The sequence below is a fragment of the Lamprocystis purpurea DSM 4197 genome (assembly GCF_000379525.1).
Lineage (GTDB): Bacteria > Pseudomonadota > Gammaproteobacteria > Chromatiales > Chromatiaceae > Thiodictyon > Thiodictyon purpureum.
In genome coordinates this window covers 13,941-29,484 of record NZ_KB902514.1, presented here as the reverse complement: position 1 = coordinate 29,484, position 15,544 = coordinate 13,941, and the positions used below count along the sequence as shown (strand labels likewise).

Annotated in this window: 9 protein-coding genes; 6 read left to right on the top strand and 3 right to left on the bottom strand. The window is 64.8% G+C overall.

The genetic code is table 11. The features are described from left to right. Positions 1–10: 10 nt before the first annotated feature. The 3 genes from A39O_RS0120190 to A39O_RS0120180 all read left to right on the top strand — a co-directional run bounded on the left by A39O_RS0120190 (position 11) and on the right by A39O_RS0120180 (position 5,144). Entirely contained in the window at positions 11–1,912 is a 1,902-nt protein-coding gene (locus A39O_RS0120190) for an ATP-binding cassette domain-containing protein (RefSeq protein ID WP_020506482.1), read from the top strand. Beyond that, entirely contained in the window at positions 1,909–2,430 is a 522-nt protein-coding gene (locus tag A39O_RS0120185) for a DUF2939 domain-containing protein (RefSeq protein WP_020506481.1), read from the top strand. Before A39O_RS0120190 ends, A39O_RS0120185 begins: the two co-directional genes overlap by 4 nt. A 206-nt stretch (positions 2,431–2,636) precedes the next feature. Further along, positions 2,637–5,144: a glycogen/starch/alpha-glucan phosphorylase gene (locus A39O_RS0120180; RefSeq protein WP_026199569.1), complete on the top strand. Its 2,508-nt coding sequence runs from the start codon at positions 2,637–2,639 to the stop codon at positions 5,142–5,144. 708 nt (positions 5,145–5,852) lie between these two features. Here A39O_RS0120180 and A39O_RS36870 read toward each other — a convergent pair. Next, a complete protein-coding gene (locus A39O_RS36870; RefSeq protein WP_020506479.1) occupies positions 5,853–8,666 on the bottom strand; it encodes a sensor domain-containing protein in 2,814 nt (937 codons plus the stop codon). 455 nt (positions 8,667–9,121) lie between these two features. On the opposite strand from A39O_RS36870, the gene A39O_RS0120170 reads away from it, so the two are divergent. From A39O_RS0120170 to mdoH, 3 genes are read left to right on the top strand one after another with little or no spacing between them, the layout of a single operon-like run. Then, entirely contained in the window at positions 9,122–10,699 is a 1,578-nt protein-coding gene (locus tag A39O_RS0120170) for a glucan biosynthesis protein (RefSeq protein WP_020506478.1), read from the top strand. After that, entirely contained in the window at positions 10,684–11,241 is a 558-nt protein-coding gene (locus A39O_RS0120165) for a hypothetical protein (RefSeq protein WP_157640292.1), read from the top strand. The genes A39O_RS0120170 and A39O_RS0120165 overlap by 16 nt, the downstream gene beginning before the upstream one ends. After that, a complete protein-coding gene (gene mdoH / locus A39O_RS0120160) occupies positions 11,238–13,346 on the top strand; it encodes a glucans biosynthesis glucosyltransferase MdoH (protein WP_020506476.1) in 2,109 nt (702 codons plus the stop codon). The genes A39O_RS0120165 and mdoH overlap by 4 nt, the downstream gene beginning before the upstream one ends. Before the next feature lie 531 nt (positions 13,347–13,877). On the opposite strand, the gene purE is transcribed toward mdoH, so the two are convergent. Together purE and A39O_RS0120150 are read right to left on the bottom strand one after the other, a co-directional pair. Further along, a complete protein-coding gene (gene purE / locus A39O_RS0120155) occupies positions 13,878–14,384 on the bottom strand; it encodes a 5-(carboxyamino)imidazole ribonucleotide mutase (RefSeq protein WP_020506475.1) in 507 nt (168 codons plus the stop codon). After that, on the bottom strand, positions 14,381–15,535 hold the full coding sequence (locus tag A39O_RS0120150; RefSeq protein ID WP_020506474.1) for a 5-(carboxyamino)imidazole ribonucleotide synthase: 1,155 nt from the start codon (positions 15,533–15,535) through the stop codon (positions 14,381–14,383). Before A39O_RS0120150 ends, purE begins: the two co-directional genes overlap by 4 nt. Positions 15,536–15,544: the final 9 nt, after the last annotated feature.

Below are 15,544 nucleotides of genomic sequence, written 5' to 3'. Positions count from 1 at the left end.
CCTTTCGACGATGCTGCAACTCACTGATCTTTCTTTTCGCCGCGGTCCGCGGCTGCTGCTCTCCGGGGCCTCGCTGACCATCTATCCAGGCTCCAAAGTGGGCCTGGTCGGCGCCAACGGGTGCGGCAAGTCCAGTCTGTTCGCCTTGCTGCTTGGCGAACTGCACGCCGATGCCGGCGCCTGCAGCCTGCCGGCGGACTGGCAGCTGGCCCATGTGGCTCAGCACACGCCGGATACCTTGGCCCCGGCGATCGAGTTCGTCCTCGACGGAGACGCGGAGTTGCGCCGAATCCAGCACGCACTCGCTGCCGCCGATGCGGCCGGCGATGGGCTGCGCCACGGTGAACTGGCCGGCCGTCTGGAGTCGATCGACGGCTATGGTGCGGAGAGCCGTGCGGCGCGGCTGCTGCACGGCCTGGGCTTTGCGCCGGGCGATGAGCGACGGCCGGTGAACAGCTATTCCGGCGGCTGGCGGATGCGGCTGGCCCTGGCGCGCACCCTGATGTGCCGCTCGGACCTGCTGCTGCTCGATGAGCCGACCAACCATCTGGATCTGGACGCGGTGATCTGGCTGGAGGGCTGGCTCAAAGCCTATCGCGGTACCCTGATCCTGATCTCCCACGACCGCGATTTTCTTGACGCGGTGGTCGGCCACACGCTGCACCTGGAGCGCGAGCGCCTCACGCTCTACGCGGGTAACTACTCGGCCTTCGAGCGCCAGCGTGCCGAGCGCCTGGCCCAGCAGCAGTCGGCCTATGAGCGTCAACAGCGCGAAGTCGCCCATATCCACAAGTTCGTGGAGCGGTTTCGCGCCAAAGCGACTAAGGCGCGCCAGGCGCAGAGCCGGCTGAAGGCGCTGGAGCGCATGGAGCTGATCGCCCCGGCCCATGTCGACTCGCCCTTTCATTTCGGTTTCGCGCCGGCCCTGCACCTGCCCAACCCGCTCCTGCGCCTGGAGTCGGCCGCCGCCGGCTACACGGACCGGCCGATCCTGGCCGGTGTGAACCTGAGTCTCAACCCCGGTGACCGCATCGGGCTCCTGGGCCGCAACGGGGCCGGCAAGTCCACGCTCATCAAGGTTCTGGCCGGGGATCTCGCCCCGAGCGGCGGCTGTCGGCAAACCGCTCAGGACCTGCGGATCGGTTATTTTGCTCAGCACCAGCTCGATCAGTTGCGGCGCGATGACAGTCCGCTCCAGCATCTGCAGCGCCTGGATCCCAAGGCGACCGAGCAGTCCGTGCGCGATTACCTGGGTGGTTTCGGGTTCGCCGGGGAACGCGCCCTGGGTCCGGTCGCGCCCTTGTCGGGTGGCGAAAAGGCCCGGTTGGTACTGGCCCTGTTGATTTATCAGCGGCCCAACCTCTTGCTGCTCGACGAGCCGACCAATCACCTGGATCTGGAGATGCGCCATGCACTCAGCGAGGCGCTGCAGGACTACGACGGTGCCATGGTCCTGGTCTCGCATGATCGTCACCTGTTGCGGGTGACCGCCGATACCCTGTTGCTGGTGGATGGCGGTCGGGTCGAACCCTTCGACGGCGACCTGGACGATTACCCGGCCTGGCTCGCCGCCCGTGATCCGGATGCGGCGGGGCCTGGTGTCGTCGCCGATGTTCGGGATGGCACCGACCGCAAGCAGCAGCGGCGTGCCGCCGCGGAGGTCCGCAAGGTCCTGCAGCCGCTGCGCAACCAACTCAAGGCATTGGAGCAGCAGTGCGAGGTCCTCACGGCCCGGCGGACGGCGTTGGCGACGGCGCTGGCCGACCCGGAACTCTATGCCGCCGATGCCAAACCACGACTGCTGTCCTTGCTGGAGGAGCAGCGCCGGGTCGCCGTCGACTTGGCGGCGGCCGAGGGGCAGTGGCTGACGGTCGGCGAGGACTTGGAGCAACGGCAGGCAGAGTTGGAATGAAGGAGATCCGTCCGGTCGCACTGTCGCGGGCCTGGCGGGCGCACGGTCGGCGGCGTCTCGGCCGGCTCCTGGTGTTATTGACCCTGTTGATCGGTTATCTGATCTGGCCCTACGTGACCCTGTGGCGGCTGGATCGCGCCCTGGTGCGGAATGATCAGATCGTTCTGGCCCGTCTGATGGACTTGGATGCCATTCGCGATGAACTCCGCCGCCGGCTCAACAAGGACGTCGACAGCGCCAGCGGTCCGCCCTCGGATGCCTTCATCGTCTGGTTGGAAGAGGCGATCCGGCGCGACGGTACCGCGGCACTCGAGACTCAGGTCGATCTGGCCTGGGTGCGCGACCGGATGCTCGCCTACTCCCCGCCGGGTACGGGCTTGCGCCCGGCGCTGGCGCGGGCCTTTTTCGACGGTCCGGGGCAGTTTTCGCTGCGTCTTAACGCGGATTGCGGCGGGCCGGTGTTCGTGCGCCTGGGTTTCACCGGCAGCGGTTGGCGGGTACAGGCGCTCTACTACTGAGCCCCGCGAGCGTTCAGCGGTCAAGCTCCAGTCGGATGGTTGCCGCCTGACCGGTTTGGGCTCAAGCCCCAGATCCTTGGCGACTGGCGACTGGCGACCGACGACCGGCGGCCATCTCATTGACTCAAGCTCGCTCGTTGCCTGTAGAATCCCAGCCGCAGCCACCAATCGCCGTGTTCCGATAACAAGAGGATAAGCATAAGCCCATGTCTCCATTTAAAGATCTGAGCCGTAGCCAACCAAACGACGCGTTTTACGATCTCCCTCCCCTGGGGATGGACGCGACGGCGATCGCCGCCGATGTGCGTCATTATTTCGCCCACACCATGGGGCAGGATCGGAATTCACGCTCCGCCTACTACCCCTACGAGGCGCTGGCGATCACCCTGCGTGATCGGCTGATGGAGCGTTGGAAGCGGACCCGCCAAGCCCATAACGATGCGGATTGTAAGCGGACCTACTATCTGTCCCTCGAATTTCTCATGGGGCGGACGCTGTGCAACGCCTTGCTCAACCTCGGCGTCCACGATGCCGCCGAGCAGGGGCTGTACGACATGGGTCTGGTCCTCGAAGAACTCGCGAGCGGCGAGCGCGATGCCGGTCTCGGCAATGGCGGTCTGGGTCGGCTCGCCGCTTGCTTCCTCGACTCCTGCGCGACCCTGGAATTGCCCGTCAAAGGCTATGGCCTGCGGTACGAATACGGGATGTTCCGGCAGTTGATCGAGGACGGCCACCAGTTGGAGGAGCCTGATCACTGGATGCGTGACGGCAGCCCTTGGGAGTTGGAGCGGCCGGAATATACTCAACGCATCCAGTTCGGCGGTCGTACCGAGCGCTACAAGGATGCCACCGGCCGTCCGGCGGCACGCTGGGTCGATACCCGTGATGTGTTGGCGGTACCCTACGATGTGCCGATTCCCGGCTACCGCAACGACAACATCAACACCTTGCGCCTCTGGAAGGCCGCCGCGACCGACGAGTTCGATCTGGGCGAGTTCAACGCCGGCAGTTATCCGGAGTCCGTGGCACAGAAGAACGCGGCGGAGCACATCACCATGGTGCTCTACCCCAACGACGCCAGCGAGAGCGGCAAGGAACTGCGCTTGCGCCAGCAGTTCTTCCTGGCGAGCGCCAGTATCAAAGACGTGATGCGCGAGTGGGTGCGCCTGAAGGGCAAGAACTTCAGCGAATTCGCTGCCAAGAACTGCTTCCAGTTGAACGATACGCATCCCGCCATCTCGGTGGCGGAGCTGATGCGCCAACTGATGGACGAACACGATCTGGATTGGGGGCCGGCCTGGGCCATCACCACCAAGACCATGGCCTATACCAACCACACCCTGCTGCCGGAGGCCTTGGAGCGCTGGCCGGTCCGGCTCTTCGAGCAACTCCTGCCGCGCGTCCTGGAGATCATTTACGAGATCAATGCCCGTTTCCTCGCCGAGGTGGCCAGCCGCTGGCCCGGCGACAGCGAGCGGCAGCGTCGCATGTCACTGATCGAAGAGGGACATGAGCGCCAGGTCCGGATGGCCTACCTGGCCATCGTCGGCAGCTTCTCCGTCAATGGCGTCGCCGCCCTGCACTCGAAGCTGCTGGTGGAAGGGCTGTTCAAGGACTTCTACGACCTCTGGCCGCATAAGTTCAATAACAAGACGAATGGGGTGACTCAGCGGCGTTGGCTTGCACTCTGTAATCCCGGGTTACGTGAGTTCCTCGACGAGACGATCGGCGACGGTTGGGTGCGCGATCTGGATCAGCTCGAACGGCTCGCTCCCTATGCCAACGACGCGGTGTTTCGTCAGCGCTGGCGTGCCATCAAGCAGGAGAACAAGCGTCGGCTCGCGCAGACCGTGAAGCAGCTCGTTCATGTCGAGTTCCCCGAGGAGGCCATGTTCGATGTGCAGGTCAAGCGCATCCACGAGTACAAGCGGCAACTCCTGAACATCCTGCACGTCATCCACCTGTACAACCGCATCAAACGCGGGGATACGCGTGACTGGACGCCGCGGTGTGTGCTGATCGGCGGAAAGGCCGCGCCCGGCTACTATATGGCCAAACAGATCATCAAATTGATCAACAATGTAGCGCGGGCGGTCAATCGCGATCCGGATACCGAGGGGCGGCTGCGGGTTGCCTTCCTGCCCGACTACCGGGTGTCGCTCATGGAAGTGATCGCGCCCGGCACCGACCTGTCAGAGCAAATCTCGACGGCCGGCAAGGAGGCGTCCGGCACCGGCAACATGAAATTCATGATGAACGGGGCCGTCACCATCGGCACGCTGGACGGGGCCAATATCGAGATTCGGGAACAGGTGGGCGATGAGAATTTCTTCCTGTTCGGGCTCACGGCCGCCGAGGTCGAACAACGTCGCGGTCACTATGATCCCAATGCCGTCATCGCCCGCGACAGCGCCCTTCAGGATGTGATGAACCTCCTGGAGTCCGGTCATTTCAATCAGTTCGAAGGGGGTATTTTCGACGCGATCATTCACACGATTCGCAGCCCGCATGATCCGTGGATGACCGCCGCGGATTTCCAGGGGTATTGCGAGGCTCAGGAGCGCGCCGCGGCGGCCTACCGCGATCAGGAACACTGGACACGCATGAGCATCCTGAATACCGCCCACAGTGGATTCTTCTCGTCCGACCGGACCATCGGTGAATACAATCGGGACATCTGGCATCTGGACGCGGTCCCGCCGGTGCCGCTCTAGGTCGGGAGCGGCGGTCAGGCGCGCGACACCGGCCGGGGGTCGGTGTCGCGCGGCCCCCAGGAACGATTCAGGAATAGTTCACTAAATAAGTTGAACAAGTCCATTAAACCGCGCCCAGCGCGGTATGCGATGTTCTTGGATTGGCTCGGCCCCGGCAGACTCGACAATTGATGGAGTTGGCGCGGTTTAAAGTTTTGAAGAGCATCAATTTTAAACCGCGTCTCCACCGAGGTTGGTTAAATCCCCAAGGCCGAACACACAATGAAAATTACGCATTTCGCGCCGGACGCGGTTTAGGAGGCGCCTTTGGCGTCTCGGTCGTTGTCGTTGTCGTAATCGTAATCGAGTTCGGTTTATTATCCCCGCGAGGGCCACCTAGCGGCGTCGGGGCCGGAACAGTCAGGGCTGGAAGCCCTGACTACGCAGCCTCGCACGCCGGCAGTAGCATCAGTGGTCGCAAGGACTTTCATGTTCCGGGGTTGCGCGGGCGCCATGGCCGTTAGCCGGTCGACCTCGCGTCTGGGCGGCCCTCGTCCGGTTAAAGCCTCGACCTCCAGTGCGGGTGCCCGTCTGTCGGCCGGCACAACGATCAAGACCGCCTACAGATTACAGGACTACCCAATCGCTTATCCGAATCCGAATCCGATTACGACAACGACAGCGACAGCGATGGTATTCGTCGTATAACCTATAGTTTTGACTCCTTCCCTAATTCACAGAAGTCCGGCCCAAATAGGCCCCGAGGGCGTCGGCATCCATCGGTGCGCCGAACAGATAGCCTTGCGCCAGCCGGCAACCGGCGGCCTGAAGGAAGGCGGACTGGTCCTCCCGCTCGACGCCCTCGGCGATCACCGCGAGCCCCAGGTCGCGACCCAGGCCGATGATGGCGCGGGTGATCGCTTCTTCGCTCTGGCCGCGCCCGATGCAGCGGATGAAGGAGCCGTGGATCTTGAGCCGATCGATCGGTACGCGGTTGATCCGTCCCAGTGCGCAGGAACCGGTGCCGAAATCGTCCACCACCAGGCTGATCCCCAGGCTGCGCAGGTCACTCAGTGCGGTAATCACCCGCGCATTGTCACCTACGATCACTGACTCGGTGATTTCCACTTCCAGATCCTCCGGGGCCAGCCCGGACTCGACCAGGCAGCGTTGGAGCGTCGGCAGCAGGTTGGAGCGCGCGAGTTGCTGGATCGACACGTTGACGGCGATGCGCGGCACGGCGAAACCGGCGGTGCGCCAGCGGACCAACTGCCGACACGCCTCGGTCAAGACCCACTCACCGAGTTCGCCGATCAGCCCGATGCGCTCGGCAACGGGGATGAAGCGTTCCGGCGCGACCGCCCCGAGGTCCGGGTGGGTCCAGCGCGCCAAGGCCTCGACCCCCCACAGATGACCGGTTGCGAGTTCGATCTGCGGTTGATAGAGCAATCCCAGTTCACCGCGGGCCAGGGCGCCGCGCAGGGCAGTTTCGAGTGCGTGGTGCTCTTGGGCGGCGATGCTCATCTCCGGGGCGTGGAACTGGTAGTTACCGCGGCCCAGCTCCTTAGCTTGGTACATCGCCAGATCGGCGCTGCGGATCAACGTCTCCGCGTCCATGCCGTCGGCCGGATAGAGACTGATACCGATGCTCGCCGAGAGATGAATCTCGTGAGTGTCGATCTGGAGCGGCGTTCGCAGCAGGTCCAGGCAGGCCTGGGCCGCCGCCGCCGCCCCGGCGGCCGAGGAGTTGCCGTCCAGGAGGATCAGGAATTCATCCCCGCCGAGTCGTGACAGGGTGTCCGCGCCGCGCAGCCGCTCGCCGAGTCGGCGCGCGACCGCTTCGAGCAGACGGTCTCCCACCCCGTGCCCCAGGGTGTCGTTCACTTCTTTGAACCGGTCCAGATCGACGAACAGCAGGGCGAGACGGCCGCGTTCCCGCTGGGCGCGGCGAATGGCCTGGCCGAGTCGGTCCTGGAGCAGGATGCGGTTCGGCAGTCCGGTAAGCGCGTCGTGGTGTGCGAGGAAGTCCATACGTTCTTGGGATTGTTTGAGTTGGGTGACGTCGCTGAACACCGCGACATAGTGAGTGGTCTGCCCGGTCGCGTCATCAACCGCGCTGATGGTCAGCCACTCGGGGTAGATTTCGCCGTCCTTGCGTCGGTTCCAAATCTCGCCGCGCCATTGGCCGGCGTCGCGTAAGGCACTCCAGAGTTCCTCGTAGAAAGCGCGGTCATGACGCCCTGAGCGCAAGATACGGGGTGTCAGGCCGAGCACATCCGACTCCGCATAGCCGGTGATGCGGGCGAATGCTCGGTTGACCGCGAGGATGTGCCCTTGCGCGTCGGTCACGATGACGCCCTCGGAGGTGCTCTCAAAGACGCGGGCGGCCTGACGCATGGCCTGTTCGGCCCGCACGGTCTCCAGCCGTTCCATGACCATGGCGGCGATGTCGGTCACGGCCGCCCGATCTGCCGCGGTGTAGTCGCCGGGTTTACCGGCAACCGCCAGGATGGCCGTTAATTGTCCATCACGTTCAACCTGGACCACCAGCGGGTGTTCCAGCGCCTGGTGTCCCTCCGGCAGACCCTGGCGATGGGGGAGTGTTTCGATGCAATGGAAATACCCGGCCTGGCTGTTGGTCAGGCGTTTGGCGGCATCCAGCCCAATCCGCAGCAGGGTGCCCGGGTCCCCCGCCGCGGCGCCCGCCGTCAGGGACAAACGGGTCTCCATCAGGGCCTGGTCGCGTCGGGTCCGGGTGACGTCGAGCAGGGTGGAAACGACGCCGCGCGACAGGTCCGCGGGGTCCAGCGCCGCGCTGGACAAGACAACATCAATGACTTGGCCGTCACGGCGCCGCATGCGCGCATCGATTTGGGCATTGCTCACCTGCGTCGCCCGCGGGTAAATCGCCGCGCCGACGCGCTTGAACTCGGCGTCGTTGAAGTAAAGGATGCGGGTGGATTGACCGAGCAGTGACTCACGGGTGTGCCCCGTCATCTCGCACAGCCGGTCGTTGACCTCGACGAAGATACGCGCTACGACCGTGGCGATACCCACCGGCGCGCAGCGGACCACGGCTTGCAGATGAGCCTCGCTCCGGGCCAACGCCGCCGCGGCTGACTTATGGGTTGTAATGTCGTGATTGACTCCACGCCAGCCCAGATCGGTCCCGTCGCTGTCATAGACCCGTCGGCAGCGATGTTCGATCCAACGCACCCCGTTCTCACGGGTACGGATGCGCAGATCAAGTGCCTGGTGGGGGAGGTGTGACACGCCGGTAGTGGCCGTTGCGACCAAGTGTGCGTTCCAGGCGGCGCGGTCCTCCGCCAGCAGGAGACGTTCCATCAGCCCGGGATCGGCAAGGAAGGCTTCCGGGGGGTACCCGCACACCGCCTCGCAGGCCGCGGAGACATAGCGGTAAACGCCGTCGGGGCCGACCCAGTAATCCCAGTCCGGCGCGTGGTCGGCGAGGACACGCAGACACAGATCCCGTGCCGCGGCGTCGGGCCCCGTGGTTCGTGTTGGATCAGCGGTGCTCTTCACGGGTAGTGGGTGAACGGCGGCTCTGGATATTCTGGTATCATTCTACGGTTTAGGGGATGCGCGGCGATCGGCGTCGGGCCAACCCGCGAGATGCGGTCGCCGGCGATCCTTTGCCCGCGATTGAGCCCTACGCGGAGCTTACTCCTGGGCGTCGCCGACAACCAGACACTGCACGCTCCCGATTGGTCATTTGGTGCCGCCGCGCGGTCGCTGTGAGCCGGTGCCGTGCGGCAGCGGTCGGCGGATATCGCGCCGCTCGATCAACAAGGACCGTGCGTGCGCCCCAGGCGCTGTCCTACAATCCACGTTTGGCACGACTGTTCCCGATCGGGGCGGTCGGACGGGCTTGACCGGGGGCCGGGTCGCATCAGCCGCGACCGGTGTCTCCGCCGCGTCCGGTTGCCGCGACCCGATGCCCTTATCACGCAACCCTGACTTGCAGGCGATTCAGTATCATGATCCCGAGACGTTTCGGACTCTTGCCTCTTTGTGCGGCCCTTTCCTTCACGGCACTGGCGATCACCGGGAATGTCCTGGGCGAGGTCGAAACCGGCTCTGCCGTCCCAGGTGCGGAGCAGGGTGTGCCGGGTCATTTCACTTTCGCCTCCGTGGTGCGCCGCGCCGACGAACTGGCGGCCGGGCCTTATCAGCCGGATCAGCCCGCGCTGCCCCCCTTTTTCGCCAATCTGGACTATGACCAGTATCGCGATATCCGGTTCCGCCGCAATCAGTCCCTCTGGCGGGCCGAGTCCCTGCCGTTCCAGGCTGAACTCTTCCCGCGCGGGTTCATGTTCAAGGACCGGGTGACCTTCAACGTGATCGAAGAGGGGAAAGCGGTCCCGGTGCTGTATCGCAACAGTCTGTTTGATTACGGCAAGAATACGGTCCCGCCGGATCTGCCGGAGGACCTGGGGTTCGCCGGCCTGCGGTTGCTGTATCCGCTGAATCGGGACGACGTGTTTGACGAGGTGGCCGTGTTCCTCGGGGCCAGCTATTTCCGCGCGGTCGCCAAGGGGCTGCTCTACGGCTTGAGCGCGCGGGGCCTGGCTATCGACACCGGGCTGCCGAGCAAGGAAGAGTTCCCGGTCTTCCGTGAGTTCTGGATGGAAAAACCGGATCGGGACGCGACCTCCATCACCCTCTACGCCTTGCTGGACAGTGCGAGTGTGGCCGGCGCCTACCGCTTCCTGATCTCCCCGGGACGGGAAACGGTGATCGATGTGAAGGCCCACCTCTTCCTGCGCGAGCGAGTGAAGAAGCTCGGGATTGCTCCCCTGACCAGCATGTTCTTCCACGCCGAGGATACCGACCGCTTCATGGACGACTTCCGTCCCGAGGTCCACGACTCCGATGGTTTGCTCGTGGTCGACGGCACCGGCGAGCGCATCTGGCGTCCGCTGTTCAATCCCAAGGGGTTACGCATCAGCGCCTTCCGGGCCGAGAATCCGAAGGCGTTCGGTCTGCTGCAGCGCGACCGTGACTTCCGCAGCTACCAGGACCTGGAGGCGTCCTACCAGAGTCGTCCGAGCGCCTTGGTGGAGCCCATTGGCGACTGGGGCAAGGGTGCGGTTGAACTGGTAGAGATTCCGAGCGATTCGGAGCAATACGACAATATCGTCGCTTTCTGGATCCCGGAGCGGACCGCCGGCGCCGGCGAGCAGTTCGAGTATGCCTACCGGTTGCGCTTCGCCGGCGATCCGGAGGCCAAGTTGCAAGGTGGACGGACCCTGTCCACCCGTATCGGTGCCGGCGGTACCGCCGTGCTGGATGCCGAGAAACGCAAGTTCGTGCTCGATTTTGGCGGCGAGACGCTGGCTGCGCTGCCGACCGACACCCCGGTGGAGGCCTTCGTCTCGACCTCCTCGGGTACCTTGTCCACCCCGACGGTCCAGCCGAATCCCGAGACCAAGGGTTGGCGGCTGTTCTTTGAACTCACTCCCGATGGTTCAGGTCCGATCGACCTGCGGGCCTTCCTGCGCAACGGCAATGATGTGCTGAGCGAAACCTGGAGTTTCCAATGGATTCGGGAATAGCCATGGCGGGGCAGTCCGGCGTCACGTTCGCGGCGGCCGACCGGTCCCCGGCGGCCTGGGTGCGGGTATCGGAGCGTGTCGCCCTCTATCTGCGAGCCCTGGGTATCGAAGACCCGCTGCACCGCGAGCGGCTGCTGGTGCGCATCCAGCAGCGCTGGGAGGCGCGGGTGAGCGCGGTGCCCCTGGAGGATCCGGTCGAGGCCGGTATCGAGGAGGCCTATACGCTGCTCGATACCTGGCTCTGTGCGGAACTCGATATCACGGGTGAGGTCGACGCATTGTTCACCGCCCGTGCTGCCGTGCTGAGTGGTGCCGTGCCGAACTGGACGGGGCGCTTCGCGGGGGTCTCCGGCGAGTCGATCGCCGCCCAGGTACGGGCTGCCGGCGTCCAGCCGGAGCCTGAGCCGGCCCCGCTGGACATGGAGCCCAGTACCATCAATCTGTGCTGTCACGACCTGGGGCGGCGCATCACCGGCGCCCTGCGGGTGCTGGCCGGCAACGAACCGGCCGCCGCGCCGCCGCGTAAGGAGCAACCGCGATGACCAGTGAGTCCCGGATCGGCATCATGGGCCACCATTACCGCCGTATCCTCTTTTTCCTGTTGGTGCTGCTGACGACACTGGGCGCCATGTCCCTGCTCAGCGTCGCGTTCCAGGACGGCGGAACCCGGCCGCATGAACTCGTCATGCTGGGCCTCTACGCGATCCTGACGCTCTGGATCAGTGCCTCATTCTGGACCGCGACCATCGGCTTCGCGATGCTCGTGACCGGGCGGGATCACTATGCCATTGCCAACGCGGATACCCGCGCCGTGGGCGCCGCACCGAGCGGTCCATTCAAGACGGCATTGGTGATGCCGGTCTACAACGAGGATCCGGTGCGGGTCTTCGCCGGGCTGCGGGCCATGTGGCAATCCCTGGTGGAGACCGGTCAGCAGGACGGTTTCGAGGTCTTTGTCGTCAGCGACACCCGCGACCCGGATATCTGGGTGGAAGAGGAGTTGCTCTGGCGCCGCTGGGCCAAGGAGATGGGACATCCGGCGCGGGTTTTCTATCGCAACCGGGTGGAGAACACCAGTCGCAAGAGCGGCAACATCGCCGATTTCTGCCGCCGCTGGGGTGGGCGTTACCGCTATATGATCGTGCTGGATGCCGACAGCATCATGGCCGGTGACACCCTGGTGGAGATGGTCGCACGCATGGAGCGTAACCCGAAGGTGGCCCTGATCCAGGTCCCGCCGGTCCCGGTGAACCGCTCCTCGTTGTTTTCCCGGATGCTCCAGTTCGCCGGCAGTCTCTATGGGCGGATGTTCACCGCGGGCCTGTCCTACTGGCAGCTCGGCACCAGCAACTTCTGGGGCCACAACGCCATCATCCGGGTCAAACCCTTTGCCGATCACTGCGGATTGCCGAAGCTGCCGGGCCGTGAGCCCTTCGGCGGCGAGATCCTGAGCCACGACTTCGTGGAGGCGGCTTTGCTGCGCCGCGCCGGCTGGCGGGTCTGGCTGGCCTACGATCTGGGTGGGAGCTACGAAGAGATTCCGCCTACCCTGATCGACTATGCCAAGCGCGACCGCCGCTGGTGCCAGGGGAATCTTCAGCATAGCCGACTGGTGTTTGCACGCGGGTTCAAGCCGCTGAGCCGTATCCACTTTGCCATGGGTGTCATGTCCTACATGGCATCACCCCTGTGGTTGATTTTTCTTGTGGTCACCGGCGTTGCCGCTTATTTCCAGAGCCTGGTCGAGCCTGTCTACTTTTTCGGCAATAACATTTTGCCGGTCTGGCCGGAAACCTACACGGTGGAAATGACCACGGTGCTGTGGGTGACGCTGACCATGCTGTTCCTGCCCAAGATCCTGGCGCTGGTGCTGCTTGCCGCCAAGCCCGCTCTGAGCCGCCAGTTCGGCGGCCTGGTGCGTGCCACCCTGAGCGTGCTGACCGAGAGTCTGTTCTCCGTCCTCCTGGCGCCGGTGTTGATGCTGTTCCAGAGCAAGTTCGTGCTCGCCATTCTGCTGCGTCAGAACGTCGGCTGGCCGGCGCAGCAACGCGGTGATCACCAGACCGGGTTCGCCGAGGCGTTCGGGACCCATCTCTCGCACACACTCATCGCGGTGGTCGTCGGGTTCCTGTCCTATCGGTATGTCCCGTCCTTCTTCTGGTGGTTCACGCCGGTGTTGGCCGGATTGGCGCTCTCGATCCCGGTGTCGATGATCACCAGCCGGGTCTGGCTCGGCCAACTCGCCCGGCGCGCCGGCATCTTTCTGACCCCCGAGGAGACCGCGCAGCCGCGGGTGCTGCAACTGTTGGAACAGAATCTGGAGCGTGCCGGTACGCCGTTGTGCACCACCGCCACCGGCGGCGACCTCTGGTATCGGGCCGTCGTCGACCCCTGCGCCTATGCCCTGCACGCCTCTCTGCTGCCGGACGAGACCCCGAACCGCCGGCGCCGCCACTACCTGGAGGGCCTGATCTTCCAGCTTCAGGACGAGGGCCTCGGCAGCCTCAAGCCCAATGAGAAGCGGGCGCTGGTGTCCCATCGCGACGGGTTGTTCGAGCTGCATACCCTGCTATGGGCGGCTGCGCAGCCGCCGAGTGCGGGGCAGATCGCCGGGGTCGCGGCGAACTCAGGAACCGTTCACCAATAAGAAAAACGAATCCATTAGGGGACGCCTATGGCGTCTCGGTCGTTGTCGTAATCGGGAGGTTATGCCCACGAGGATTCCCACATACCACGTCGTTTCGCTGTCCGAGCGTTGCGCGCATAGAAACGATGCGTTGATCCCGTGCCTGGCGAATCGAAACCCGATCGACATCGGGCCGCTCATGCCCAAATTGAATCGCTTATCCGATTACGACCACGACAACGACAACGACAACGAGTGTAGTCGCTGTTTCGCGTAGACCGGAGGCCGAGGCTCTGCCGTGAAAGTCGCGCAGCGACTCCGTGGGAGCGGCGTCCCGCCGCGACGGGGCCAGACGCGCAGCCGCAGCGTTCGAGGTCACCGCGGCACCGCATCGCGGCGGGACGCCGCTCCCACGGGGACTTTCATCTTCCGGGGTGGCTTATACTTCCATGGCTGTTCGCCGGTCGATATCGCGTTTGCGTGGCCCTCGTTAAAGCCTCGACCTCCAGTGCACGACGCCCGCGCACTGGCCGGAACGATGATCAACGCCGCCTAAGCTGATGCCTCCATCCGTGCCGCCTTCTCCAGCACCATGGCTTCCAGATCGCGCTTGAAGGCGGCGACCCGCGCGCGCAACGCGGGGTCGGCGGTGCCCAGGATCTGGGCGGCGAGTATGCCGGCGTTCTTGGCGCCGTTGATGGCGACGGTGGCGACCGGTACCCCGGCGGGCATCTGGACGATGGACAGCAGCGAATCCTGGCCGGAAAGGGCCGAGGTCTTCACCGGCACGCCGATCACCGGCAGAGGGGTGATGGCCGCCGCCATGCCCGGCAGGTGGGCGGCACCGCCGGCACCGGCGATGATCACCGCCAGCCCCCGATCCACCGCGTTTCGGGCATAGTCATAGAGTCGCTGGGGTGTGCGGTGGGCGGAGACGATGGTCATCTCGAAGGGGACGCCAAGGTCGCGGAGGATGTCCGCGGCCTCTTGCATCACCGGCAGATCGGAGTCGCTGCCCATGATGATCCCCACCAGGGGCTTGATCTGTGCGCTGCTCATGGATGGTCCTCCCCGGTGATCTCGATCAATGCGCGAACCTGTTCGGCCTTGCGCCGTGCGTTCGCCAGATCCTGATCGAGCACGGTCACATGGCCCATTTTGCGGTAGGGTGAGGTGGAAGCCTTGCCGTAGATGTGCACGCAGACCCCGGGGATCGCCAGGGCCGCGGCCATCCCCTTGATGACCGGCCGCCCGCGGTGTCCGGGGGCGCCGAGCAGGTTGATCATGGCCGCCGGCGAGAGCTGGTCGGTGGCCCCGAGCGGGAAGCCGACCACGGCACGCAGATGCTGCTCGAACTGATCGGTCATGTTGGCCTCGATGGTGTGGTGCCCGGAGTTGTGCGTGCGCGGCGCGACCTCGTTGACCAGCAGTTCACCCGTGGTCGTCAGGAACAGCTCGATCCCGAAGATGCCGACCCCGCCCAGCGCCTCTACGGTACGCCGCGCCAGGGCGGCGGCGGCGGCGGCGGTCGCCGTATCCAGGTCAGCCGGGGCAAGCAGCAGATCCAGCACGTTTTGCTTGGGTCTGAAACACATCTCGACCGCCGGATAGCAGCGGCAGTCCCCATCGCGGCCGCGCGCCACCAACACCGCCAGTTCTTTGGCGGCGGGGATGAAGCGCTCCAGGAGCGACGGTACGGGCAGCCGCTCGGGGTAGTCGGCCGCCGTGCTCATGATCACCACGCCGCGGCCGTCATAGCCGCCGCGGCAGGCCTTCTGCACCAGCGGATAACCGAAGGCGGCGAAGGCCTCCGGGTTGGGCTCCGGCATGGGGATGAAGGGCGAGGTGGGGATGCCGGCATCGCGCAGTGCCTGTTTCTGCGTCAGTTTGTCCTGGATCACGGCCAGCACGCCAGGAGCCGGAAAGATCAGATTGCCCTCCCGCTCCAGTTCGATCAGGGTATCGCTGTCGATGTCCTCGATGTCGAAGGTGGTGACGTCGCACGATTCGCAGAGTTCACGCAGTCGCGCGGGATCGTGGTAGTCACCGACGATCTGGTGTCCGGCCACCTGACCGGCGGGCGAGCTGCGGGTCGGGTCCAGCACCACGCAGGTGCACCCCAGACGTTTAGCGGCCTTGACCATCATGCGGCCGAGCTGACCGCCGCCGATGATGCCGATACGGGCAATTGGGTAGGGATATCTGTCCATCCGCTCATC

Bases quoted from the DNA above. Each gene is read 5' to 3' on its own strand.
- A39O_RS0120190 (WP_020506482.1), top strand. From the start codon at position 11: ATGCTGCAACTCACTGATCTTTCTTTTCGCCGCGGTCCGCGGCTGCTG.
- A39O_RS0120185 (WP_020506481.1), top strand. From the start codon at position 1,909: ATGAAGGAGATCCGTCCGGTCGCACTGTCGCGGGCCTGGCGGGCGCAC.
- A39O_RS0120180 (WP_026199569.1), top strand. From the start codon at position 2,637: ATGTCTCCATTTAAAGATCTGAGCCGTAGCCAACCAAACGACGCGTTT.
- A39O_RS0120170 (WP_020506478.1), top strand. From the start codon at position 9,122: ATGATCCCGAGACGTTTCGGACTCTTGCCTCTTTGTGCGGCCCTTTCC.
- A39O_RS0120165 (WP_157640292.1), top strand. From the start codon at position 10,684: ATGGATTCGGGAATAGCCATGGCGGGGCAGTCCGGCGTCACGTTCGCG.
- mdoH (WP_020506476.1), top strand. From the start codon at position 11,238: ATGACCAGTGAGTCCCGGATCGGCATCATGGGCCACCATTACCGCCGT.
- purE (WP_020506475.1), bottom strand. From the start codon at position 14,384: ATGAGCAGCGCACAGATCAAGCCCCTGGTGGGGATCATCATGGGCAGC.
- A39O_RS0120150 (WP_020506474.1), bottom strand. From the start codon at position 15,535: ATGGACAGATATCCCTACCCAATTGCCCGTATCGGCATCATCGGCGGC.